This window comes from Streptomyces sp. DSM 110735 (assembly GCF_016482685.1).
Taxonomy (GTDB): Bacteria; Actinomycetota; Actinomycetes; order Streptomycetales; family Streptomycetaceae; genus Streptomyces.
The window spans coordinates 280,740-303,715 of the sequence record NZ_JACYHF010000007.1; the positions used below are offsets into that span (position 1 = coordinate 280,740).

Sequence of the window (22,976 nt, forward strand, 5' to 3'; positions counted from 1 at the left end):
GTGGGTCAGGCTTCCTCGAAGTACGCGTCCAGTACCGCGTCCAGTTCTGATTCCCACTGCTTGAAATCGGAGCGGGACTTCGCCTCGATCTCGATGGGGTACCAGCGGTGGTCGGGGGTGTGGACGGTGATGGTGAAGCGTTTGCCGAAGCGGGGGGACTCGGTTTCGACGGCGGCGATCTCGGACCAGGTGAACTCGCAGTTCTCCTCGTCGAGGGTGAGATGGACGCCGGTGCGGTCCGCCAGTATGCGGGCGCGCCGGTCGGCCGCCTCGAAAGCCGGACCGTCGGTGGTTTCCGGGGAACCGTCGTCGGGCTCCCCGGCTTCCGGTTCGGCCGAGGCTTCAGCCTCCGCTTCCGCCTCCGCCTCCGTGTCGGCTTCCGCCTCCGGCTCGCGCTCCGCCTTCGGCTTCCGCTCTTCCTCCGGCCCCGGGCTCCCCGCCTCCGCCGCCGGCTTCGCCGGTGGCGTCAGGCCGGGGATGAAGGCCGGGTCGAATCCGGCGCCCGTGAGGGGCTCGCCCTTCTCGGGCTTGCTGCTCGATCCTATGCGCTGGTCCACGGCGGCAGTATGGACGACTTACCTGTGCCGGAACCACCCGACGCTCCTTTCCCACCGGTAAGTCCCCAACGCGCCCGTCAGACGAACACACTCACCACCGCCGCCACCGCGAACCCCGCGACGGACAGCACCGATTCGAGCACCGTCCACGTCTTCAGGGTGTCCCGCTCGCTGATGCCGAAGTACTTGGCCACCATCCAGAAGCCGCCGTCGTTGACGTGCGAGGCGAAGATCGAGCCCGCCGAGATGGCCATGATGACCAGCGCGGCGAACGCCGCCGAGTGGTGCCCCTCCGACAGCAGCGGCGCCACGATGCCCGCCGTCGTCACGATCGCCACCGTCGCCGAGCCCTGCGCGACCCGCAGCACCAGCGAGATCAGATACGCCAGGACGATCACCGGAAGCCCCACGCCGTGGAACGTGTCCGACAGCGCCTGCGCGACCCCGCTCGCCTTCAGTACGGCGCCGAAGATCCCGCCCGCGCCGACCACGAGCAGGATGTTGCCGACCGGCTTGAGGGAGGCGGTGGAGACGTTCTCCAGGGACTTGCGGGACCAGCCGCGCCGGATGCCGAGCAGGTAGTACGCGAGGAGCAGCGCGATGGTGAGCGCCACGAAGGGGTGACCGAAGAACTCGATCACCGAGCGCCCGGTGGACGGGTCGAGGGCGACCGAGGAGAACGTCGCGGCGAGGATCAGCACCAGCGGGGTGCCGATGATGCCGAGCACCACGCCCAACGGGACGGGCTTCTCCTGGGGTTCGGCAGGAGAGACCAGTACGTCGCCGTCCAGAGCCGGTGCCTCGGCGGCGGGCGCCCCCCGCTGTCCCACGACCGCCACCCGCTCCGCCGCGACCGTCCGCCGCGCCTCCTCCGCCGCTTCCACCATGTCCTGCGGTACCGGTACGAAGATCCGCCGACCGACCCACGCGGAGTACGCCCACGCCGCGAGCACCGCCGGGATGCCGCACACGATGCCCATCAGGACCACCCAGCCGAGCTGCACGTGCAGCAGACCCGCCGCCGCCACCGGACCGGGGTGCGGGGGCAGGAAGGCATGGGTCATGGAGAGACCGGCGAGCAGGGGGAGGCAGTAGAGCAGGATCGACTTGCCGCCGCGCTTGGCGGCCGCGTAGACCAGCGGCGCCAGGACGAAGATGCCGACGTCGAAGAAGACCGGGATGCCGAAGATCAGACCGGTCAGCCCCATGGCGAGCGGTGCCCGGCGTTCGCCGAACAGCCGCAGCAGCCGCGCCGCCAGCACCTCCGCGCCGCCGCTGACCTCAAGGATCGCGCCGAGCATGGTGCCGAGTCCGATGATGATCGCGACGTGACCGAGAATGCCGCCCATGCCGGACTCCAGCGTGGAGACGGCGTCGGAGCGCTGGACGGTGCCGAAGAGTTCGGTGACCGAGAGCCCGGAGAGCAGGCCGACGGTTATGGAGACCGCGAGCAGGGCGACGAACGGCTGCAGTCGCACCTTGATGATCAAAAAGAGCAGCAGGGCGATGCCGATTCCGGCGACGGTGAGCAGACCGGGGGTGCCGTCGAGGAGCAGGAGCAGTCCGCCGGTGTGGGGTGGCGCCGCGGGGGCGGGTGCGGCGAGGGAGAAGGACATGAGAGGGGGTCCTCTGCGTGAGTACCGTACGTGCATCGGGCTTTCGGGCAGGGTGGAGCGCGGCACGGCACCCCGAGGGGATGCCGTGCCGTGTACCTGGTGCGGGTGGTGCGAGAGGGACGTACGCCGGCTAGGGACGCGACGTCACGAGAACGACCTCAGCCGAGTACGGCCAGTGCGTCGATCTCGATGAGGAGCCCCGCCGGAAGCCCGACGTAGACGGTCGTGCGGGCGGCGGGCGGCTGGGTGAGCCCCTGCTCCTCGAAGTAGGTGTTGTAGATGCCGTTCATCTCGGCGAAGTGGTCGACGTCGGTGAGGTAGACGCGGATCATCATCACGTCGTCCCAGCTCGCGCCGCCCTCTTCGAGGATCGCCTTGACGTTGGCGAGGGTCTGGAGGGTCTGCTCGCGCAGGGTGGGTCCGGCGGGGGTGGGCGCCTTGCCCTCCTCGGCGGGGAGGAAGCCGACCTGACCGGCGACCTGGAGGATGTTGCCCTTCCTGACCCCGTGGGAGAACTTCGCGGGCGGGGTCGTGTGGGTCTTGGGGGTGAGCGCGATCTTGTCGGTCATGGGGTGGGGTCCTTCACTGGGGTTCTTCCGGAGTACTCGCCGCTGATCGCGTCCGCGGTACGGCGCACCTGCGGGAGCAGGGCGAGGAGTTCGTCGGCGGTGACGACGACGTTCGGCGCGGAGACCGACATCGCGGCGACCACGCGCCCGTCGGCGCCGCGGATGGGAGCCGCGACGCAGTTGATGGACTCCTCGTGGCCGCCGAGGTCGGTGGCCCAGCCCTGTTCGCGCACCTTCTCCAACTCGCGCAGGAAAGCTGCCGCGTTGGGGGTGGAACGGGCCGTGTAGAGGGGGTAGTCGAGCCGTTCCGCGAGGGCGCGGCGCTCGGGTTCGGGCAGGTCGGCCAGGAGCAGCTTGGCGACGGCGGCGACGGTGATGGCGACGGGTTTGCCGACACGCGAGTACATCCGCACCGGGTAGCGGCTGTCGACCTTGTCGATGTAGAGCACCTCGTTCTCCTCGTGGACGGCGAGGTGCACGGTGTGTCCGACCGCTTCGTTGAGGCGGACGAGGTGGGGGTGGGCGATCTCGCGGACGTCGAGGCTCTCCATCGCTTCCTGGGCGAGGGCGAAGAGGCGGGCGCCGAGCCGGTAGCGCTGGTCGGACTGGCGGTAGACCAGACCGTGTTCGTGCAGGGTGCGCAGCAGGCGCAGCGCGGTGGACTTGTGGACGCCGAGCCGCTCAGCGACCTGGCCGAGGTCGGCGGGACCCTCCGCGAGCAGCGGGAGGATGCTCAGGGCGCGGTCCACGGTCTGGCTCATGCGGTGCTCGTCTCCTCGGTGACCTGGCCGGTTCCGGTCCAGTGGGGGCCGAGTCGCAGTCTCCCCCATGCCTGGTCGTCGAGGGCGGCCAGCCGGTCGGCGTGGTCGCGGGCGGGCGGTGCGGCGAGGTCGCCGGGGACGGTGAGGGCGGCGGCGGCCATGAGGTGACCGTGGCGCAGCCGGTCGCGTGCGGAAAGACCGCGCAGGGTGGCGGAGAGGAACCCGGCGGCGAAGGCGTCCCCCGCGCCGACGGTCGCGACCACGTCGACGGTGAGGGCGGGGACGTGCGCGGTGCGCTCACCGGCGTCGGTGCGCTCGTACACGGTGGCGCCGTGCGGTCCCTCCTTGACGACCAGGACCCGGGGTTCGGGCAGCAGGTGCCGTACGGCGTCGGCGCCGCCCCGGGCGCCCCAGGCGTCCTCCGCCTCGTCCACGCCGACGAAGACGAGGTCGGCGCCCCGGGCCAGCTCCAGCAGCACGCGGGAGCCCCCGTCCCGCCACAGCGCGGGGCGGAAGTTCACGTCGAAGGAGACCAGCGGGCGTCCTGGCCGGGGTGAGGTGAGCGCGCGCATCAGTTCCCGGCAGTCGGCGGAGAGCGCGGGCGTGATCCCGGACAGGTGCAGCACGCGTCCCGCGTCCACCGCCGCGAGGTCCACGGTGTCGACGGACATCGCGGAGGCGGCTGATCCGGCGCGGTAGTAGGCGACTTCGTGGGCGTCGGTGGCGCGGTCGGCGGCGGTGCGGAAGTAGATGCCGGTGGGCCGGTCGGGGTCCACGTGGACGGCGCCGGTGTCGACACCGTGGGCGGCGATCCGCTCCACCAGGTGCCGCCCGAAGCCGTCGGCGCCGACCCTGCCGACCCAGCGGGCGGAGTGCCCGGCGGCGGCGAGGGTGCAGACGACGTTGGACTCGGCGCCGCCGATGCCGCGTGCGAAGGAGGGGACGTCGGCGAGGCGCCCCGGACGGGTGGGGAGGAAGGTGACCATGGACTCGCCGAGGGCGACGACATCCACGGCGTCGGGGTCGGCGCTCGGCTGTCCGTCGGCGGTCACGATGGTCTCGGCTCCTGTCCGTGGGTCCGGGGTCCGGGGGGCGGGGTGACGACTTCGTTGACCCCGTGTTGGCCGAGATGTTAGACAGCAGTCAGCGAAATACGCAATGGACGTTGCGCAGAGCGCAACGACGCAGATCAGGAGGCTCCCATGGCCCGTGAGACCGGCATCGACCCGCTGTCCCGGCTCGCCGGGGAACGGGTCGACCACCGCTTCAAGGGCCTCCCGCCGGACGCCGCCGGACTGACCGTGGGCGAGCTGACGGACCAGCGGCGCAACCTCTTCTCCGACGGGTTCTCCACCCCCGTGCTCGCCCTGTCCGCCGAGCGCCTGGAGCACAACCTCGCACTGATGGAGGCGTACACCGAGCGCCACGGACTCGCCTTCGCCCCGCACGGCAAGACCTCGATGGCCCCGCAGCTCTTCGCGCGCCAACTGGAGTGCGGCGCCTGGGGGATCACGGTCGCGATGCCCCATCAGGTGTGGGTGGCACGGGAGTTCGGCATCGAGCGGATCTTCCTGGCCAACGAGCTGGTGGACCCCGCCGCGCTGCGCCGCGTCGCCGCCGAACTGAGCGCCGACCCCGCCTTCCGCTTCGTCTGTTACGTCGACTCCGTGCGCGGGGTCGAGCTGATGGACGCGGCTCTCGCGGGCGCCGCCCGTCCGGTGGACGTGGTGGTGGAGCTGGCAGCGGGCGAGGGCGCCCGGACCGGTGTGCGCACCGAGGCGGAGTGCGCGGCGGTCGCCGCCGCCGTGGCGGCGACGGACACCCTGCGCCTGGTCGGCGTGGCGGGTTACGAGGGCGAGGTGCCGAAGGCGGACCCGGAGCGCGTGACCGCCTATCTGCGCAGGCTCATCGCACTCGCCGCCGCCCTGGACGCGGAGGACCGCTTCGCCGGGGCGGACGAGATCGTGGTGAGCGCGGGCGGCAGCGCCTGGTTCGACGCGGTGGCGGAGGTGTTCGCGGAGATCCCCGAACTGTCCCGCCCGGTACTGAAGTTGCTCCGCTCGGGCGCCTACCTCTCGCACGACGACGGGCACTACCGCAGGATCACCCCCTTCAACCGGGTGCCCGAGGAGGGCGCCCTGGAGCCCGCGTTCCGGCTGTGGGCGCAGGTGGTCTCGCGCCCCGAGCCCGGGCAGGCGTTCGCCAACGCGGGCAAGCGGGACGCGGCGTACGACCTCGACCTGCCCGAGGCACAGGTGGTGCGCCGGGACGGGGTGGAACGACCCGCCACCGGGGTCGAGGTGAGCGCCCTGTCGGACCAGCACATGTGGCTGCGCACCACACCTGAGGCGGATGTCATGGTGGGCGACTGGATCGGCTTCGGTCTTTCCCACCCCTGCACGTCCTTCGACAAGTGGCCGCTGATCCCCGTGGCGGAGGCGGACGGCACGGTCGTGGAATACATCCGCACGTTCTTCTAGGAGGCCGTCGTGGACCAGCTCGTCATCCGGGACGCCGACGTGGTGGACGGCAGTGGTGCGCCCTCCTACCGCGCCGACGTGGTGATCCATCAGGGGCGGATCGTCCAGATCGTCAAGGAGGCGGCTGCCTCCGGCTGCCAGCGTCCGCGGGCGATGCGCGAGCTGGACGCCGAGGGGCTGGTCCTCTCCCCCGGCTTCATCGACATGCACGCCCACTCCGACCTGGCCCTGCTGCGCGACCCCGACCACAGCGCCAAGGCGGCGCAGGGCGTCACCCTCGAAGTCCTGGGCCAGGACGGGCTGTCGTACGCCCCCGTGGACGACCGCACCCTTGAGGAGGTACGGCGGGCCATCACCGGGTGGAACGGCTACGGCGACGACCTCGACATGGACTGGCGCTCGGTCGGCGAGTACCTGGACCGGCTGGACGGGGGCATCGCGGTCAACGCCGCCTATCTGATCCCGCAGGGCACCGTCCGCGCGCTGGTCGTCGGCTGGGAGGACCGCCCGGCGACCCCGGCGGAGCTGGACCGGATGCGTCAACTCGTCGCGGAGGGGCTGGAACAGGGCGCCGTCGGGCTGTCCTCGGGGCTCACCTACACCCCCGGCATGTACGCCGGGAACGCCGAACTCACCGAACTGTGCCGGGTGGTGGGCTCCTACGGCGGCTACTACTGCCCGCACCACCGCTCCTACGGCGCGGGCGCCCTGGAGGCGTACGCCGAGATGGTGACCCTCACCCGGGAGGCAGGCTGCCCGCTCCATCTCGCCCACGCCACCATGAACTTCGGCGTGAACAAGGGTCGCGCGTCCGAGCTGCTGACCCTGCTGGACGACGCGCTCGACGCGGGCGCCGACATCACCCTGGACACCTATCCGTACACCCCCGGCTCCACCACCCTCGCCGCCCTGCTGCCCAGTTGGGCGAGCGAGGGCGGACCGGCGGGCGCCTTGACCCGCCTCACCGACCCGGCGACCGCCGCGCGTATCCGGCACGACCTGGAGGTCACCGGCGCGGACGGCTGCCACGGGGTGCCGGTGGAGTGGGAGACGATCGAGATCTCGGGCGTGAGCGACCCGGCACTCGCCCACCATGTCGGGCGCACCGTGCGGGAGTTGGCGGACGAGCGCGGCGAGGAACCCTGGACCGTCGCCCACCGCCTGCTGGTCGGGGACCGGCTCGGCACCACGATCCTCCAGCACGTCGGGCACGAGGAGAACGTCCGCGCGATCATGCGGCACCGCGCCCACACCGGCGGCTCGGACGGCATCCTCCAGGGCACCAAGCCCCACCCGCGCGCGTACGGCACCTTCCCGCGCTATCTGGGCCACTACGTACGGGAGTTGGGCGTCCTGACCCTGGAGGAGTGCGTCGCCCGCCTCACCGCGCGACCCGCGGCCCGGCTGCGACTGCCGGACCGGGGGCTGGTGCGCGAGGGCTACCGCGCCGACCTGGTGCTGTTCGACCCGGAGACGGTCGGCGCGGGCTCCACGTTCGCCGAGCCGCGCACGCTGCCGACCGGGATTCCGTACGTCCTGGTCGACGGGCGGTTCGTCATCGAGGACGGCAGGCGCACGGACGAACTGGCGGGCCGGGCGGTACGGCGCACTCCGGTGTGACCGCCCGACCCCAACGCACCGGACATACCTACGGCTTGGGCAGGACGCACCCGGCGGCGCCGAGGTTCAGCTTGTTGCCCGTCGTGAAGCAGGCGGGGATCTGGTAGGTCTCCTCGGCGTAGTTGATGCCCTTGCGGACGGTGACCGTGCCGTTCTCGTCCACCTCGCAGGGGTTGTTCTCGGTGCAGCGCTGGCCGTCCTCGTTGCCGGTGTTGTTGACCGCGACGACCTTGCCGGTGGCGGTGTCGATCACGGGCGAGCCGGAGGTGCCGCCGATGGTGTCGCAGGCGGCGGTGTAGCGCAGCGAGTCCTTCCAGGTCCAGTCGCCCTCCTTGAGCCGGTAGACGAACCCGTCCGTGTTGCAGCTATAGGTCCGCTTCCAGTAGCCGGAGACGACCTTGATGGCGCTGCCCGCCACCGGGTGGGCGTCGTTCAGGGCGAGCGCGTTGATGCCGTACGAGCTCTTGATCGCCGCGTAGGTGGTGGTCAGCCGGTAGAGGGTGACGTCGGTGTCGGTCATCGTCGAGTAGACGACCTGGTTGGCGCGGAGCGTGGCGACCTTGGTCCCGGCGGAGTTGAGCAGTCCGAAGGTGCGGCTGGAGGACTGACCGGTGATGACCTCGCCCGGCTCGGGGAAGCCGGTCTCCAGGCAGTGCCCGTTGGTGAGCACGAGCGCGGGGTCGGTGTCGGCGGAGTTCGGAAGGCGCACGACGGAGCCGGAGCAGTTGCTGAGCGAGACCGTCCCGGCGAAGTCGACGGTCACCGCCTTGGCTTGGGGCGCGCTCTGAGAAGCAGCCGCCGGAGCCGTGCCGAGCCCGGCGAGTGCCAGGGCGGACAGCGCGGCCAGGAGAGGCTTGTTCATGTGGGGGTCCTCTCTGCGGAGCAGACGGCCGGAGATCTTCCGGCCGTCTGTCTTGTCATGCGCATTGTCATGAGGTGGGCAGCAGAGAACAAGAAGGCGTCCGTTCACAGCCGCCCCGGCACGGACCCCCAGGGATTTGGTGAGGACTCCTTCCCAAACCCTTGCGACCCCCCGCCCCCGCTGTTACGTTGACGCGCAATTCTTTGGTTAGGACTCCTTCCTAACCAACAAAACGCCAGGTCGGACAGCAGGGACTACCAACATGATCGAAGCCGTGCCGGACCCGGCAGCGTCGCCGGGCCCCCTCGGACCGCCGCCGGGCGGAGCGACGACCGCGCAGCCGGAAGGAGCGTGCGGTGTACGCATTCGCTGAAGCCGATCTCCGGCTGAACGCGCAGCCCGTCGACTACGCGCTGATCGCGGTGTACTTCACCTTCGTGCTGGGCATCGGCGTCCTCGCCCGCCGGAAGGTCGCGTCCAGCCTGGACTTCTTCCTCTCCGGCCGCTCCATGCCGGCGTGGGTCACCGGACTCGCCTTCATCTCCGCCAACCTGGCGGCGGTCGAGATCCTCGGCATGACGGCGGACGGCGCGCAGTACGGACTGCCCTCGGTGCACTACTACTGGATCGGCGCCATCCCGGCCATGGTGTTCCTCGGTCTGGTGATGATGCCGTTCTACTACGGCTCCAAGGTCCGCAGCGTGCCCGAGTTCCTGCTGCGCCGCTTCGGCCGCTTCGCCCATCTGGTCAACTCGGCGAGTTTCGCGCTCGCCCAGGTGCTGATCGCCGGGGTGAACCTCTACGCCCTGTCCACGGTGGTCAACCTGATGCTCGGCTGGCCGACCTGGCTGTCGATCCTCGCGGCGGGCGTCATCGTCCTCGTCTACACCCTGCTCGGCGGGCTGTCGGCGGCGATCTACAACGAGGTCATGCAGTTCTTCGTCATCCTGGCGCTGCTGCTCCCGCTCACCTTCGTCGGACTGCACCGGGTCGGCGGCTGGAGCGGTCTTGTCGGCAAGATCGAGCACGGCAACGCCGACGCCGGGCTGCAACTGCACTCCTGGCCGGGCACCAACCTCACCGGCATCGGCAGCTCCACGCTCTCCGTGCTCGGCATCGTCCTCGGTCTCGGTTTCGTGCTGTCCTTCGGCTACTGGACGACCAACTTCACCGAGGTGCAGCGCGCACTGTCGGCCAAGAGCATGTCCGCCGCCCGCCGCACCCCGCTGATCGGCGCCTACCCCAAGACCCTCCTGATCCTGCTGATCATGATCCCGGGCATGGTCGCCGCGGTGCTCTCGCCGCAACTCGCCGCGCTCAAGGCGGCCAACGCGGCGGACCCCTCGGTGCAGAGCCTGCACGGCGTGTCCTTCAACAACTCCATCGAGCTGCTGATGCGCGACCTGCTGCCCAACGGCATGCTCGGCGTCGCCATCGCGGGTCTGCTCGCCGCCTTCATGGCGGGCATGGCCGCCAACGTCAGCTCCTTCAACACCGTTGTCACCTACGACATCTGGCAGACGTATGTGAAGAAGGACCGCCCTGACGCGTACTACCTGCGCGCGGGTCGGGTGCTCACCGTGGTCGGCTGTGTGGTGGCGATCGGGACCGCGTTCATCGCCGGGAACTTCGGCAACATCATGGACTACCTCCAGACGCTCTTCGGGTTCTTCAACGCGCCGCTGTTCGCCACGTTCCTCCTCGGCATGTTCTGGAAGCGCATGACCCCGGCGGCGGGCGGCGTCGGGCTCATCGCGGGCACCGCCTCCGCGGTCACGATCGACCTGCTCAACCGCACCGGCGTGCTGCACGTCTCCGGGCAGGGCGCGAGCTTCCTCGGGGCGATCGCCGCCTTCACGGTCGACATCCTGCTGAGCGTCGCCGTCTCCCTGGTGACCAAGCCCAAGAGCGACGCCGAACTGGTCGGCCTGGTCTGGTCGTTGACCCCGCGCGAGAGCCGCGTCCACGAGACGAGCGGTGAGGACGCGGGCTGGTACCGCAGACCCGGCGTGCTCGCCGTCGGGGTGCTCGCCCTCGCCACCGCCCTGAACATCGCCTTCTGGTGAGAGACGGAGACCTCTCGATGCCCGAGAACGAACCCCGGAAGACCCCGCCCCTGAAGGGCGTGCACCTGCTGCTCGACCTGCGCAGCATCATCGCCGCCCTGTTCGGGATCTACGGAACCGTGCTCACCGTGCTGGGCGCGCCCGGCGCGAGCGCGGCGGACCTGCGCAAGACCGGAGGCTGGAACGTCAACCTCTGGTGCGGTCTCGCCATGCTCGCCTTCGCCGCCTCCTTCGCCGCGTGGACGCTGCTGCGCCCCCTGCGCGAGCCCGTGGAGGAAGCTGTACGGGACATCTCCGAGCCCGCTCCCGCCCCCGCCGCCTGACCCCGCGTCACGTCCGTCCGGCGCCCTCCCCCCGGGCGCCGGACGGACGTGTCACCCGCCACCAGACCGAGGATCCCCATGACCACAGTCCCCACCCGCGTCCTCTCCGACGGCGTGTCGATCCCCGTCGTCGGGTTCGGCACCTACCCGCTCCAGGGAGCCGAGGCGGAGGCGGCCGTGCACGACGCCTTCGCGGCGGGCTACCGCCTGCTCGACACCGCCGCCAGCTACGGCAACGAAGCCGCCGTCGGACGGGCGATCGCGACCGGCGGGCTGCCCCGCGAGGAGGTGTTCCTCACCACCAAGGTGCGCGGGAGCGCCCACGGGTACGACGAGACCCGCCGGGCGTTCACCGAGTCCGCCGGGCGGCTCGGCGTGGACCACCTCGACCTCTACCTCATCCACTGGCCGCTGCCCCGCCTGGACAAGTACGTCGACTCCTGGCGCGCGCTGATCGACCTCCGCGCGGAGGGTCTGGTGCGCTCCATCGGGGTCAGCAACTTCACCGCACGGCACCTCGACCGGCTGCACGAGGAGACCGGTGTGCTGCCCTCGGTCAACCAGATCGAGATGCACCCCCGTTTCCCCCAGCACGAACTGCGCGCCGCCCATGCGGCACGGGGTATCGCCACCCAGAGCTGGAGTCCGCTCGGCAGGGGCAGCGAACTCCTCGCCGAGCCCGTCGTCGTGGCGGCGGCCGAGCGGCACGGGGTGACCCCGGCGCAGGTGGTCCTGCGCTGGCATCTGCACCTCGGCGCGCTGCCGATCCCCAAGTCCGGTTCGCCCGAGCGCCGTCGGGCGAACCTGGACCTCTTCGGCTTCGCGCTGACCGAAGAGGAGATCGCCGCGCTCTCCGCCCTGGAGCAGGGCCGTATCGGCGGCGATCCGGAGACGCACGAGGAGTTCTGAGGAGGACCGGGGGCGTCGGCGCCCCCTCACCAGTGGTGCCGGTGCCGCCCTCCGCCGCCGTGCGTGGGCCAGCCGCCGGTGAAGGCCGGGGTCGGCGGGGTCGTCGGAAGAGCGGACGTCGCGGCGGGCGTCGACGGCGCCTTCGTGACGGGCGCGCTGCTCGCGGGGGCGCTCGGGGCAGCGGACGAAGGTGCTGCCGCCTGTGTGGTGGCGCGCAGCGGGACGGCTGAGGACGGCGCGGCGGAGGGCGCGCCGACCGGCGCCGAGGACCGCGGTTCGACTGCGTCCGGCACCCCGGTCGACGCCTCGGACACGCCGGGGGTGACCCGGTCGGAGGTCGCCGGACGCTCGCCCCCGGAGGAGGAGGTCACCAGTCCGGCGATCGCGGCGGCGGCGCCGACCGTCCCGACCACGGCACCGGCCACCGCCACCCGGCGGCGCCCGCCGTTGCGCCGCCGCCGCGCGTCCGCACGCGAGCCCGACACGACAGCCGGGGCGGGCGGCGGCTCCATGAGGGGCGCGATGACCGGGAGTTCACGGGTCGCGTCGTACGCCTTCTGCCAGCCGTGGGCGAGAGCCGGGTCGGCGTACTCGTCGTACGAGGGGGCAGCGGCGGTCCGCGGCTGGTACACGGTGGGCGGGACCGGGGTGGCGCCGTCCGCGTCGTGCGCGCCGTACGCCCCCGCCTCGTACTCGCGTTCGCTAGACATGATCGCGAATTCTAGAGACGTGGCGGGTCCCCGGCACACCCCCGTGACACCTCCGGAACAGCGCGCGGCGAAACCCCCGCAAACCCGACGCGCCCCACGTGGTGCAAAACACGACGCGGCGCCCGTCCATGGGCCGTAAGCTCGCGTCATGCAGGTGATCCAGTCGACCAAGCTCGCCAACGTCTGTTACGAGATCCGGGGACCCGTCCTCGAAGAGGCGATGCGTCTGGAGGCAGCCGGTCACCGCATCCTGAAGCTCAACACCGGCAACCCGGCCGCCTTCGGCTTCGAGTGCCCCCCGGAGATCCTGGAGGACGTCCTCCGCAACGTCTCCACGGCGCACGGGTACGGCGACGCCAAGGGGCTGCTCGCCGCCCGCCGCGCGGTGGTGATGCACAACCAGACCCTGGGCATCGAGACCGACGTCGAGCACGTCTTCATCGGCAACGGCGTCTCCGAGCTGATCGTGATGGCCATGCAGGCGCTGCTCGACGACGGCGACGAGGTCCTGGTCCCCGCCCCGGACTACCCCCTGTGGACGGCGGCGGTCTCCCTGTCCGGCGGCACCGCGGTGCACTACCGCTGCGACGAGCAGTCCGACTGGATGCCCGACCTCACCGACATCGAGCGCAAGATCACCGACCGCACCAAGGCGCTGGTGATCATCAACCCGAACAACCCCACGGGCGCGGTCTACGACCCGGCGATGCTCAAGGGACTCACCGACATCGCCCGGCGGCACAACCTGCTGGTCTGCTCCGACGAGATCTACGACAAGATCCTCTACGACGGCGCGACCCACACCCCGACCGCCAAGGTCGCCCCCGACCTGCTCACCCTCACCTTCAACGGCATGTCGAAGGCGTACCGGGTCGCCGGGTACCGGGTCGGCTGGATGTCCCTGTCCGGGCCGCGCGCGCACGCCGACTCCTACATCGAGGGTCTGACGATCCTGGCCAACATGCGGCTGTGCGCCAACATGCCGGGCCAGCACGGGGTCGCCGCCGCGCTCAGCGGACGCCAGTCGATCAACGACCTGGTGCTGCCGGGCGGGCGACTGAAGGAGCAGATGGACACGGCGTACGAGCTGCTGACGCGGATCCCGGGCGTGAGCTGCGTACGACCCAAGGGTGCCCTCTATCTCTTCCCGCGCCTCGACCCCAAGGTCTTCAAGATCAAGGACGACCGGCAGATGGTCCTGGACCTGCTGCGCGAGGAGAAGATCATGGTCGTCCAGGGCACCGGCTTCAACTGGCCCGAGCCCGACCACTTCCGGGTCGTCACCCTGCCCAACGTCGCGGACCTGACGGACGCGGTGACCCGGATCGGGACCTTCCTGGACGGCTACGGACAGCCGTAGACACACGGAGGCGGCACCAGCCGTGACAGCCGGGCCGCCGTCCGTGACTCGACTCAACTTTAGACTGAATCCAAGCTAGGATGGTTTCCTGTCAGCGCAGAGGAGGCCGTCCCATGTACGAAGCGATCCGCACGAAGTCGGTCCACAGCACCCCGGCGGCCCCGGACTTCCCGCACCGCTCGCGCGAGGAGGAGCTGGACATCCAGCTCGCCGGACACCTCGCCGCGCTGCTCGCCGTCACGGACGAGCTGCGCGGGACGACGCCGGACGCCGATCTGGACACCGCCGCCGACCGCCTAGCCGAGCAGGTGGCCCGGCTGCGCGGCGGGATTCCCCCGGTGCGGGCGGTCCCGGCGGTCTCGGGCGACGCCGCGCGGCTGCACCGCCGGGCGCACACGCTCGCCGGGCGCGCCCTGGTCGTCGCCGCCTCCCGCGCGGACACCGCCGCCGCGATCCTCGCCGCCGAGCGGATGGACGCGCACGCTGCCAGCCTCTCCGAGCAGGGCACGCGCCCGGCCGCGCCGAGGCAGCTCAGCGCGGTCCGCTGACCCCGCTCAGCCCAGGCGCCGCACCAGCGCGCGGTACTGGTCCCACAGCTCCCTCGGAGTGTGGTCCCCGAAGGTGTTCAGGTGGTCGGGGACCAGCGCCGCCTCCTCGCGCCAGATGTCCCGGTCCACGGTGAGCAGCAGATCCAGCTCGGCGTCGGACAGGGCGAGCCCGTCGGTGTCCAGGGAGTCCCGGGTCGGCAGCACGCCGATCGGGGTCTCGACGCCCTCGGCGCGACCGTCGAGCCGGTCCACGATCCACTTCAGGACGCGGCTGTTCTCCCCGAAACCGGGCCACACGAACCGGCCCTCGCCGTCCTTGCGGAACCAGTTGACGTAGTAGATCTTCGGCAGCTTCGCCGGGTCCTTGTCCTTGGCGACGTCGATCCAGTGGGCCATGTAGTCGCCCATGTTGTAGCCGCAGAACGGCAGCATGGCGAAGGGGTCGCGGCGCAGCTCGCCCACCTTGCCCTCGGCGGCGGCGGTCTTCTCGCTGGCCACGTTGGCGCCGAGGAAGACGCCGTGGTCCCAGTCGAAGGACTCGGTCACCAGCGGTACGGCGGTGGCGCGGCGCCCGCCGAAGAGGATCGCGGAGATCGGCACACCGCGCGGGTCCTCCCACTCGGGCGCGATGATCGGGCACTGGTCGGCGGGGACCGTGAAGCGGGCGTTGGGGTGGGCGGCGGGGGTCTCCGACTCCGGCGTCCAGTCGTTGCCCTTCCAGTCGGTGAGGTGCGCGGGCCGCTCCTCGGTCATGCCCTCCCACCACACGTCGCCGTCGTCGGTGAGGGCGACGTTGGTGAAGACCGCGTTGCCCCACAGGGTCTTCATCGCGTTGGCGTTGGTGTGCTCGCCGGTGCCGGGCGCGACGCCGAAGAAACCTGCTTCGGGGTTGATCGCGTAGAGCCTGCCGTCCTCGCCGAAGCGCATCCACGCGATGTCGTCGCCGATGGTCTCCACGCTCCAGCCGGAGACGGTGGGCTCCAGCATGGCGAGGTTGGTCTTGCCGCAGGCGGAGGGGAAGGCGGCGGCGACGTACTTGGGCTCCCCGTGCGGGGGCGTGAGCTTGAGGATCAGCATGTGCTCGGCCAGCCAGCCCTCGTCGCGGGCCATGACGGAGGCGATGCGCAGGGCGTAGCACTTCTTGCCGAGCAGGGCGTTGCCGCCGTAGCCGGAGCCATAGGACCAGATCTCGCGGGTCTCGGGGAAGTGCGAGATGTACTTGGTCCGGTTGCACGGCCAGGGCACGTCCTCCTGGCCCTCCTCCAGCGGGGCGCCCAGGGAGTGGACGGCCCGTACGAAGTCGCCGTCCTCGCCCAGCTCGTCGAGGACGGCGCTGCCCATGCGCGTCATCGTGCGCATCGAGACGACGACGTACGGCGAGTCGGTGATCTCCACGCCGAGCGCGGAGAGCGGGGAGCCGAGGGGTCCCATGCAGAAGGGGACGACGTACATCGTGCGCCCGCGCATCGAGCCGCGGAACAGACCGCCCTCTCCCCCGGCGCCCTGGAAGATCTCCCGCATGTCGGAGGGGGACTTCCAGTGGTTGGTGGGACCGGCGTCCTCCTCCTTCTCGGAGCAGATGAAGGTCCGGTCCTCGACCCGGGCGACGTCGGTCGGGTCGGAGGCGGCGTGGTAGGAGTGCGGGCGCTTCACGGGGTCCAGCTCGGTGAAGGTGCCCTTGTCGACCAGCTCACGACACAGGCGCTCGTACTCGGCCTCGGAGCCGTCACACCAGACCACGTTGTCCGGCTGCGTCAGTTCGGCGATCTCGTTGACCCACGAGATCAGTTCCTGATGGGTGGTGGGGATGACGGTGGGAGCCGCGTTGTCGCGCGCCACGATCGCTCCTAGGTGAGGGTTTCCGTGACCCCGGTGGGGGTCTTCTTCGTCCGCCGGCCCCGGCGGGGGAGCGTCGCGCGCCCCCGGGGGCCGCGGCACGGATGCCGTGCGGCGTCCCGGTCAGGTGGCCGCTCATCCGGTGCCGATCGCACTCATTTGATCATCCGACGGGAGTGCGCATCTGTCCATAGGGCGTCACAGGTGAGCGGAGTGAGCGCCGCCACGCGGTCCGTGTTCCCGCTGGACAACCGGGGCGCGCTTTGCCTTCGCATGACATTTCCCTGGCGCATTCTTTGCGCGCGGTGCCGTCGTCCGGCGTGAGACGATGACCTTGAACCCGTACGGCGGGGGTCTGATCCGTAACTTACGGTTCCGTAGGTACGATGCGGCTCATGACTGCGTCCGCTCCCGCCGCGCTCTCCCTGCCAGAGTCCGTCAAGCCCCGGCTCCGGGGCTGGCTGCACCTCGGGATGTTCCCGGCCGCGCTCATCGCGGGCCTGGTGCTCACCGCCCTCGCCGACTCCACCCGGGGCAGAATCGCCTGCGGCATCTACGCCCTGACGGCATGTCTGCTCTTCGGGGTCAGCGCGCTGTACCACCGGGGCACCTGGAGCCCCCGCATGGACGGCATCCTGCGCCGCCTCGACCACGCCAACATCTTCCTGATCATCGCGGGCACCTACACCCCGCTCACCCTGCTGCTCCTGCCCGGCGCCAAGGGCCAGTGGCTGCTGTGGGGCATCTGGGGAGCGGCGGCGGCCGGGATAATCTTCCGCGTCTTCTGGGTCGGCGCCCCGCGCTGGCTCTACACCCCGTGCTACATCGCCATGGGCTGGGCCGCCGTCTTCTTCCTGCCCGACTTCCTGCGCACCGGCGGCATCGCCGTCCTGGTCCTGGTGATCGTCGGCGGTCTCCTCTACAGCGCCGGGGGCGTGATCTACGGCATCAAGCGCCCGAACCCCTCACCGCGCTGGTTCGGCTTCCACGAGGTCTTCCACTCCCTCACCCTGGCGGCGTTCATCGTCCACTACGTCTGCATCTCGCTGGTGGCTTACCAGCACGCGTAGCGCCTGTCCGGCGGAGGACGGTGCGGGTGGGGGGCGGTGTCGACTCGACCCCGCCCCGCGTCCGCGCCATGATCCGCCGGACAGACTCCAGCCCCGCGAAATCCGCTGCGTACGGCGTGCGGTGCCGTGCCATGCTGGCGGGGTGAGCACTCCCGGGATCCATGTCGAAGTCGCCCCTGACCTGCGCCTGTTCCTCCCCTCGGCACGGCGCGGCGGGGTGGCGTGCGAGGTCGCCGTGGACGGCGTCTCGACCCTCGGTCACCTCGTCGAGTCCCTCGGCATCCCGCTGACCGAGGTCGGCGCCCTGACCGCCGACGGGCGCGAGGTGCCGCCCTCCCACCTCCCCGCACCGGGCGAGACGGTGACCGTCCGCCCGGTCGTACGCCCCCAGCGCGTGCCCGGCGCCCCGCTCCGCTTCCTCCTCGACGTCCACCTCGGCACCCTCGCCCGCCGGATGCGCCTGCTCGGCGTGGACACGGCGTACGAGTCCCTCGACATCGGCGACCCCGCCCTCGCCGCCCGCTCCGCCGCCGAGCAGCGGGTCATGCTCAGCCGCGACCGGGGGCTGCTGCGGCGCCGCGAGCTGTGGGCGGGGGCGTACGTGTACAGCACACGCCCCGAGGAGCAGCTCCGCGAGGTCCTGGACCGCTTCGCGCCCGAGCTGCGGCCGTGGACGCGGTGCACCGCCTGCAACGGTGCGCTGCGCTCGGCTTCGGCGGAGGAGGTGGCGGATCGGCTGGAGGACGGTACGCGGAGGTCGTACGACGTTTTCGCGGTGTGCGGGGAGTGTGGGCGGGCGTATTGGAAGGGGGCGCATCATGCGCAGTTGGAGGCGATCGTGGCGGAGAGCCTTCGGTGGAGTGAGGGCGCCCACTGAGGAGGGGGTTCTGTGGTCTGGCGGGTGCCGGTTCGTTGTGGCTGGTCGCGCAGTTCCCCGCGCCCCTCACGGGTCGGACCACTTTCCGGTGAGATCCAGATCCGTCAGTTGGTGTTCAGGGTGGCTCCCAGAGCTTCCGGGTCTGTCGTGGGGGCGTCGCAGGTGAAGTGGCGGCAGACGTAGGCAGCGGCGGCGCCGTTCACGAGGGGGCGGTCCGCGAGCAGGGGGAACTCGTCGCTGTCTGCCGTACCGGCGGCCACGACCGTGCCGGGGCGGGTGCCCAGGAGCGCCGTGCGGTGCAGCGCGGTCGTGCCCGCGTCGTCCGGTGCGGGACCGACGACGGCGACCTCGCGGGGACCGTCGAGGAGGGCTTCGGCGGCGGCGAGACCCCAGCCGATGAACCTCGGCACGCGGGGACCGAGGGTCGCGACGATGCCCAGCGCCCGCTCGGCGGCGGTGCGGTGGGCATCGGAGCCGGTGTGGGCGGCGTAGCTGAGCAGGGCGGCTGCCGCGGCGGTCCAGCCGGAGGGGGTGGCGTTGTCGGTGGGGTCCTGCGGGCGGCGGATGAGCTGCTCGGCGTCGGAGGCGGTGTCGTAGAGCGCGCCGGTCTCGGGGTCGGTGAAGCGGGCGAGCACCTGATCGAGGAGCAGCCCGGCGAAGTCCAGCCAGACGCCCTCGCCGGTGACGGAGGCGAGCGCGAGGAAGCCCTCGGCGACGTCGGCGTAGTCCTCCAGGACCCCGGCGTTGGCGCCGACCCTGCCGTCCCGGCTGGTGCGGGAGAGGTGGCCGTGCTCGTCGAGGTGCACCCGGACCAGCAGGTCGGCGGCGGCCACGGCGGCATCGATCAGGTCGGGGCGGTCGAAGTAGGCGCCGGTCTCGGCGAGCGCGGCGACGGCGAGACCGTTCCAGGCGGCGACGACCTTGTCGTCCCGGCCGGGTGCGGGGCGCCGCGCACGCTCGGCGAGCAGCCGCTCGCGGACGGCGGCGACCTGGTCCGCGTCGAACACGCCCTCCGTCTGCGGGAGTTGGAGGACGGACCGGCCGTGCTCGAAGGTGCCCTCCTCGGTCACGCCGTAGTAGCGGGCGGCGAGGTCGCCGTCCTTGTCCCCGAGGACCGCGCGCAGTTGCTCGGGCGTCCAGACGTAGTACGCCCCCTCGACGGAGCGGCCGGTGCCGTCGTCGCTGTCGGCGTCCAGCGCGGAGGCGAACCCGCCCTGCTCGGTGCGCAGTTCGCGGACGAGGAAGTCGGCGGTCTCCAGCGCGACGCGGCGGGCGAGGTCGGAGCCGGTGGTACGCCACAGGTGGGCGTAGGCGCGGCAGAGCAGCGCGTTGTCGTAGAGCATCTTCTCGAAGTGCGGGACCACCCAGTCGCGGTCGACGGAGTAGCGGGCGAAGCCGCCCGCGAGCTGGTCGTAGATGCCGCCGCGCGCCATGCGCTCGCTGGTGTCCTGGGCCATCTGCAGGGCGCCCTCGGAGCCGGTGCGGGCGTGGTGGCGGAGCAGGAACTCCAGCACCATGGACGGCGGGAACTTGGGCGCGCCGCCGAATCCGCCGCGCTGCGGGTCGTACTCCCGGGTGAGCCCGAGCAGCGCCTGCGCCTGCTCGGCGTCCCCCGGCGGCTCGGTCCCCTGCTGGACGATCTCGCGCTGCGCGAGGTCCCGCACGATCTTCCCGGCGACCTCCCCGACCTCGTCCCGCCGGTCGTCCCACGCCTGCCGCACGCCCTCCAGCACCTGCCGGAACGACGGCATCCCCTGCCGGGGGCGGGGCGGGAAGTACGTACCGAAGTAGAACGGCTCCGCCTCCGGCGTCAGAAACACGGTCATCGGCCACCCGCCCTGCCCGGTCGCCGCCTGCACCGCCTCCATGTACACCGCGTCGACGTCCGGCCGCTCCTCCCGGTCGACCTTCACACTCACGAAGTTCGCGTTCAGGAAGTCGGCGGTCTCCTGGTCCTCGAAGGACTCGTGTGCCATCACATGACACCAGTGACACGCGGAATACCCGACCGACAGCAGCACCGGCACATCCCGCCGCCGCGCCTCCTCGAACGCCTCCGGCACCCAGGGCCACCAGTCGACCGGGTTCTCAGCGTGCTGCAACAGATACGGCGAGGTCACGTCGGCTAGCCGGTTCATGCGATCCAGCCTCTCACAATGCCGGGGCGCGTCGACGGGACCGACGTAGGGTCGTGTGCGACGCGGCCGGACTTCAGGGGGATGGTTTTGAGCGAGCTCACGCGGCACGATCCGGGGCACTGGCACACGACGACCGGGGGGCCGGACCTGTACGTGGCGTCGCCTGCCGGGAAGCCGGCGCACGGGGTGGTGGTCGTCGGGCACGAGCTGTTCGGGGTGACGCCGTGGGTGCGGCGGATGTGCGGGCGGTTCGCGGAGGCGGGGTGGGCGGCGATCGCGCCGGACTACTACGGGCGTTCGGGGACCCGGCGGGTGAGCCTCGGGGAGGACGAGGCGGGACGGGCGCGTGGCTTCCGGCTCATGGGCGCGCTGACGCGGGAGGGCGTCGAGGAGGACACGCGGGCGGCGCTCGCACTCGCGGCGGCGCTTCCGGCGGACGCGCCGCGGGGCTACGTCGGCTTCTCGCTCGGCGGGCACCTCGGCACCCTCGCCGCGACGCGCATCCCCTTCGACCTCGTCGTCAGTGTGTACGGCGGCTGGACGATCGACGGCGGGATCCCCCTGGCCGCCCCCGAGGCACCGCTGAGCGAATCCGGCGCCGCCGCGATCGCCCGCCACGGCACCCGGATGCTCGGCATCGTCGGCGACCGCGACCACCTGATCGACGCCGACGAGCGCCACCGCATCGCCCAGCGCCTGGCGGCGGCCGGGGTGCCCCACGAACTGTGCGTCTACGAGGGCGCCCAGCACGCGTTCCTCCGCGAGGACCGCCCGGAGACGTACGACGCGGGGGCGGCGGAGGATGCGTTCGGGCGGATCGTGGGGGCGTTGGAGGGGGTGCGGCGGGGCGGGAGTTGAGCCGGAGGCTGCCGTATCGGGCGGGCATCAGCCTCGCGGCGGCGCTGCCGAGTTCGCCCTCCAAGTGCCGCCCCGCACCGCACCGTTCACACCAGTTCCGCCACCCTCCGCCCCGGCCTGTTCCGGCGCCAGCCCACGGTGAGGAAGGTGAGCATGGCCAGGGGCGGTACGGCGCAGACGGTCCAACTGGCGGCCAGGGGCGGGCCCGGCTGGTCGAGTACGTCGATGGCGTGGAGCGTGCCGCGGCCGTGACCGGCGGGGCCGTCGAGGGCGAAGGTGAAGTCCCACTTTCCGGGTTCCGGGAGTGCGGCGACGTCCAGTCCCCAGACGTCCAGCTTGCGGGGGTGACGGGACAGCGGGGAGACGCGGTCGTCCTTGTCGAGTCCGGGTCCGTCGATGGTGAGGGTGCCGGACTTGCCCGCGATGCCGCCTGCGGGGGCGAAGGTGAAGTCGAGGGACTGCATGGCACGCAGCGGCCACTGGGAGAAACCGACCGTGACGCGGTAGGGCCCTGCCTGCACCTGTTCGGTGTGGACGATGCCGACGGGTGCGTAGGCCGACGCCGGTGCGATGGGGACGAGGAGGAACGCGAGGGCGGTGACCACCGCGGTCGCGGCGGCGCGCAGGTGTGGGCGTACGGAGCGCATGGGTCATCGGTCCTTCGTGGCAGGCGGGGTGGACTGCTCGCGCAGCAGGACGGCGAGCCGTGCGGCGAGGAAACCGGCGAGGGCGCCCGTGACCAGTCCCGTCCCGGCCATCGCCGGCAGAGTGACGGGGGTCGGACGGGATTCGCCGAGCAGTGCCTCCTGGACGGGCATGGACACGGCGATCACGGCGCCGCCCAGCGCGCCCATGAGCTGCGGCGCGATACGGCCGGACCAGCCCCGCCTCCGGCACAGCCACAGGACCGCCGTCACCGCGGCCGCGCCGAGGAGCGCGAACATCGGGATGTCGGAGGGCAGGTCGGGCGGGCTGTCGCCGAGGTTGTCGCGCAGCGGGAGTCCGACCGCGGCGGCGTAGACGTGAGCCGCCCACGGGGAGAACCACCACAGGACACCCTGCATGGCACCGAGGACCACCGCCATGACCAGGGCGGAGCCCGGACGGCCGAGGGTGAACTGGCCCAGGATCAGCAGCAGGGTCGCGAAGAAGACGGTGCCGACGACCTCGGGCTCGACGGGCAGCGGAAGGGCGGAGAAGGCGTTCGCCGTGATCGGGCTGAAGACGATGAGCACGGGGATGCCGAGGACGAGTCCCGTCCTGCCCCACCGGGTCTCCCGCGCGGCGGCGAAGACGATGACGCTGCCCGCCATGGTCAGGGAGATGGCCACGAAGAGCCCGATGTGGGGCGGCGAGTCCAGGACGGCGTCGAAGCCGTACAGGGAGTGCCACCACAGGTCCAGGAGCCCGAAGAGCAGGAACAGGGCCGCTCCCGTACCGGTGATCAGGTAGCCCAGCGGGGCGCGGAACATCCCGCCGAAGACGCGGACCGGCCTGCCTCCGACGACCTGGTCCACGGGCTGTCCGGCGCGCTGGGCGGCGGTCGCGAGCAGCACCACGACGAGGCTGGTGACACCGGCGACGGCGCTGCCGGAGTACAGCACGAGGTGGGACAGGGTGAAGAAGGTGTCCGGACCCACGTCGACGTGCCACTGGATGTCCCAGCTCAGACCGAGCAGGGAGGTGAGGGTGCCGAGGAGGACGAGATGGGCGGCGAGCGGCCCGGCCCGCCCGCCGCGGGACAGCCGGGCGGCGGCGGACGACGGAACCGGCTGAGGAGCCGTGATTCCGGTGAGGGGCAGTCCTGTGCTCATGG

Annotated in this window: 21 protein-coding genes; 10 read left to right on the forward strand and 11 right to left on the reverse strand. The window is 71.5% G+C overall.

Features of this window, described 5'->3' with window-relative positions; all coding sequences use genetic code 11:
* Positions 1–5: 5 nt before the first annotated feature.
* From IF655_RS14520 to IF655_RS14540, 5 genes are all read right to left on the reverse strand, one after another.
* Complete coding sequence (locus tag IF655_RS14520) at positions 6–557, reverse strand: hypothetical protein (protein ID WP_199585140.1); 552 nt, start codon at positions 555–557, stop codon at positions 6–8.
* Positions 558–634: 77 nt separating this feature from the next.
* Positions 635–2,173, reverse strand: coding sequence for a GntP family permease (locus IF655_RS14525; RefSeq protein ID WP_199585141.1), 1,539 nt, complete (start codon positions 2,171–2,173; stop codon positions 635–637).
* Between the two features lie 158 nt (positions 2,174–2,331).
* The gene (locus IF655_RS14530; protein ID WP_199585142.1) at positions 2,332–2,742 is read right to left on the reverse strand and encodes a RidA family protein; all 411 of its coding nucleotides are present in this window, start codon (positions 2,740–2,742) and stop codon (positions 2,332–2,334) included.
* The gene (locus tag IF655_RS14535; protein WP_199585143.1) at positions 2,739–3,503 is read right to left on the reverse strand and encodes an IclR family transcriptional regulator; all 765 of its coding nucleotides are present in this window, start codon (positions 3,501–3,503) and stop codon (positions 2,739–2,741) included. The genes IF655_RS14530 and IF655_RS14535 overlap by 4 nt, the downstream gene beginning before the upstream one ends.
* Positions 3,500–4,555 carry a sugar kinase gene (locus IF655_RS14540; RefSeq protein WP_199585144.1) on the reverse strand — a complete coding sequence of 352 codons (1,056 nt, stop codon included), beginning with the start codon at positions 4,553–4,555 and terminating at the stop codon, positions 3,500–3,502. Before IF655_RS14540 ends, IF655_RS14535 begins: the two co-directional genes overlap by 4 nt.
* A gap of 150 nt (positions 4,556–4,705) precedes the next feature.
* On the opposite strand from IF655_RS14540, the gene IF655_RS14545 reads away from it, so the two are divergent.
* Together IF655_RS14545 and IF655_RS14550 are read left to right on the forward strand one after the other, a co-directional pair.
* Positions 4,706–5,983, forward strand: coding sequence for an amino acid deaminase (locus tag IF655_RS14545; RefSeq protein WP_199585145.1), 1,278 nt, complete (start codon positions 4,706–4,708; stop codon positions 5,981–5,983).
* Between the two features lie 9 nt (positions 5,984–5,992).
* Entirely contained in the window at positions 5,993–7,603 is a 1,611-nt protein-coding gene (locus IF655_RS14550) for an amidohydrolase family protein (protein ID WP_199585146.1), read from the forward strand.
* 28 nt (positions 7,604–7,631) lie between these two features.
* Here IF655_RS14550 and IF655_RS14555 read toward each other — a convergent pair whose 3' ends face one another.
* A complete protein-coding gene (locus IF655_RS14555; RefSeq protein WP_199585147.1) occupies positions 7,632–8,465 on the reverse strand; it encodes a serine protease in 834 nt (277 codons plus the stop codon).
* A 356-nt stretch (positions 8,466–8,821) separates the two neighbouring features.
* Here IF655_RS14555 and IF655_RS14560 point away from each other — a divergent pair, with 356 nt between their 5' ends.
* The 3 genes from IF655_RS14560 to IF655_RS14570 all read left to right on the forward strand — a co-directional run bounded on the left by IF655_RS14560 (position 8,822) and on the right by IF655_RS14570 (position 11,763).
* Positions 8,822–10,531: a sodium:solute symporter family protein gene (locus IF655_RS14560; protein WP_199585148.1), complete on the forward strand. Its 1,710-nt coding sequence runs from the start codon at positions 8,822–8,824 to the stop codon at positions 10,529–10,531.
* 17 nt (positions 10,532–10,548) lie between these two features.
* Positions 10,549–10,854 carry a hypothetical protein gene (locus IF655_RS14565; RefSeq protein ID WP_199585149.1) on the forward strand — a complete coding sequence of 102 codons (306 nt, stop codon included), beginning with the start codon at positions 10,549–10,551 and terminating at the stop codon, positions 10,852–10,854.
* Between the two features lie 78 nt (positions 10,855–10,932).
* Positions 10,933–11,763 carry an aldo/keto reductase gene (locus tag IF655_RS14570; protein ID WP_199585150.1) on the forward strand — a complete coding sequence of 277 codons (831 nt, stop codon included), beginning with the start codon at positions 10,933–10,935 and terminating at the stop codon, positions 11,761–11,763.
* A gap of 26 nt (positions 11,764–11,789) precedes the next feature.
* Here IF655_RS14570 and IF655_RS14575 read toward each other — a convergent pair whose 3' ends face one another.
* Positions 11,790–12,473, reverse strand: a complete 684-nt coding sequence (locus IF655_RS14575; protein ID WP_199585151.1) for a hypothetical protein — start codon at positions 12,471–12,473, stop codon at positions 11,790–11,792.
* Between the two features lie 148 nt (positions 12,474–12,621).
* On the opposite strand from IF655_RS14575, the gene IF655_RS14580 reads away from it, so the two are divergent.
* Positions 12,622–13,833 carry a pyridoxal phosphate-dependent aminotransferase gene (locus tag IF655_RS14580; RefSeq protein ID WP_199585152.1) on the forward strand — a complete coding sequence of 404 codons (1,212 nt, stop codon included), beginning with the start codon at positions 12,622–12,624 and terminating at the stop codon, positions 13,831–13,833.
* 113 nt (positions 13,834–13,946) lie between these two features.
* Positions 13,947–14,381 carry a hypothetical protein gene (locus tag IF655_RS14585; RefSeq protein WP_199585153.1) on the forward strand — a complete coding sequence of 145 codons (435 nt, stop codon included), beginning with the start codon at positions 13,947–13,949 and terminating at the stop codon, positions 14,379–14,381.
* 6 nt (positions 14,382–14,387) lie between these two features.
* Here the strand turns inward: IF655_RS14585 and IF655_RS14590 are convergent, their stop codons facing one another.
* Positions 14,388–16,220, reverse strand: a complete 1,833-nt coding sequence (locus tag IF655_RS14590; RefSeq protein ID WP_199585154.1) for a phosphoenolpyruvate carboxykinase (GTP) — start codon at positions 16,218–16,220, stop codon at positions 14,388–14,390.
* 383 nt (positions 16,221–16,603) lie between these two features.
* On the opposite strand from IF655_RS14590, the gene IF655_RS14595 reads away from it, so the two are divergent.
* On the forward strand, positions 16,604–17,287 hold the full coding sequence (locus tag IF655_RS14595; protein WP_374100292.1) for a hemolysin III family protein: 684 nt from the start codon (positions 16,604–16,606) through the stop codon (positions 17,285–17,287).
* Between the two features lie 142 nt (positions 17,288–17,429).
* Positions 17,430–18,164: a Mut7-C RNAse domain-containing protein gene (locus IF655_RS14600; RefSeq protein ID WP_199585156.1), complete on the forward strand. Its 735-nt coding sequence runs from the start codon at positions 17,430–17,432 to the stop codon at positions 18,162–18,164.
* 104 nt (positions 18,165–18,268) lie between these two features.
* On the opposite strand, the gene IF655_RS14605 is transcribed toward IF655_RS14600, so the two are convergent.
* On the reverse strand, positions 18,269–20,302 hold the full coding sequence (locus IF655_RS14605; protein ID WP_199585157.1) for a thioredoxin domain-containing protein: 2,034 nt from the start codon (positions 20,300–20,302) through the stop codon (positions 18,269–18,271).
* Positions 20,303–20,389: 87 nt separating this feature from the next.
* Between IF655_RS14605 and IF655_RS14610 the strand changes: the two genes are divergently transcribed.
* Complete coding sequence (locus IF655_RS14610; RefSeq protein ID WP_199585158.1) at positions 20,390–21,160, forward strand: dienelactone hydrolase family protein; 771 nt, start codon at positions 20,390–20,392, stop codon at positions 21,158–21,160.
* A gap of 86 nt (positions 21,161–21,246) precedes the next feature.
* Here the strand turns inward: IF655_RS14610 and IF655_RS14615 are convergent, their stop codons facing one another.
* On the reverse strand, positions 21,247–21,807 hold the full coding sequence (locus tag IF655_RS14615) for a hypothetical protein (protein ID WP_199585159.1): 561 nt from the start codon (positions 21,805–21,807) through the stop codon (positions 21,247–21,249).
* A gap of 3 nt (positions 21,808–21,810) precedes the next feature.
* On the reverse strand, positions 21,811–22,974 hold the full coding sequence (locus IF655_RS14620; RefSeq protein WP_199585160.1) for a hypothetical protein: 1,164 nt from the start codon (positions 22,972–22,974) through the stop codon (positions 21,811–21,813).
* Positions 22,975–22,976 lie beyond the last annotated feature (2 nt).

Bases quoted from the DNA above. Each gene is read 5' to 3' on its own strand.
- IF655_RS14525 (WP_199585141.1), bottom strand. From the start codon at position 2,173: ATGTCCTTCTCCCTCGCCGCACCCGCCCCCGCGGCGCCACCCCACACC.
- IF655_RS14530 (WP_199585142.1), bottom strand. From the start codon at position 2,742: ATGACCGACAAGATCGCGCTCACCCCCAAGACCCACACGACCCCGCCC.
- IF655_RS14535 (WP_199585143.1), bottom strand. From the start codon at position 3,503: ATGAGCCAGACCGTGGACCGCGCCCTGAGCATCCTCCCGCTGCTCGCG.
- IF655_RS14545 (WP_199585145.1), top strand. From the start codon at position 4,706: ATGGCCCGTGAGACCGGCATCGACCCGCTGTCCCGGCTCGCCGGGGAA.
- IF655_RS14555 (WP_199585147.1), bottom strand. From the start codon at position 8,465: ATGAACAAGCCTCTCCTGGCCGCGCTGTCCGCCCTGGCACTCGCCGGG.
- IF655_RS14565 (WP_199585149.1), top strand. From the start codon at position 10,549: ATGCCCGAGAACGAACCCCGGAAGACCCCGCCCCTGAAGGGCGTGCAC.
- IF655_RS14570 (WP_199585150.1), top strand. From the start codon at position 10,933: ATGACCACAGTCCCCACCCGCGTCCTCTCCGACGGCGTGTCGATCCCC.
- IF655_RS14575 (WP_199585151.1), bottom strand. From the start codon at position 12,473: ATGTCTAGCGAACGCGAGTACGAGGCGGGGGCGTACGGCGCGCACGAC.
- IF655_RS14580 (WP_199585152.1), top strand. From the start codon at position 12,622: ATGCAGGTGATCCAGTCGACCAAGCTCGCCAACGTCTGTTACGAGATC.
- IF655_RS14585 (WP_199585153.1), top strand. From the start codon at position 13,947: ATGTACGAAGCGATCCGCACGAAGTCGGTCCACAGCACCCCGGCGGCC.
- IF655_RS14595 (WP_374100292.1), top strand. From the start codon at position 16,604: ATGCGGCTCATGACTGCGTCCGCTCCCGCCGCGCTCTCCCTGCCAGAG.
- IF655_RS14605 (WP_199585157.1), bottom strand. From the start codon at position 20,302: ATGAACCGGCTAGCCGACGTGACCTCGCCGTATCTGTTGCAGCACGCT.
- IF655_RS14615 (WP_199585159.1), bottom strand. From the start codon at position 21,807: ATGCGCTCCGTACGCCCACACCTGCGCGCCGCCGCGACCGCGGTGGTC.
- IF655_RS14620 (WP_199585160.1), bottom strand. From the start codon at position 22,974: ATGAGCACAGGACTGCCCCTCACCGGAATCACGGCTCCTCAGCCGGTT.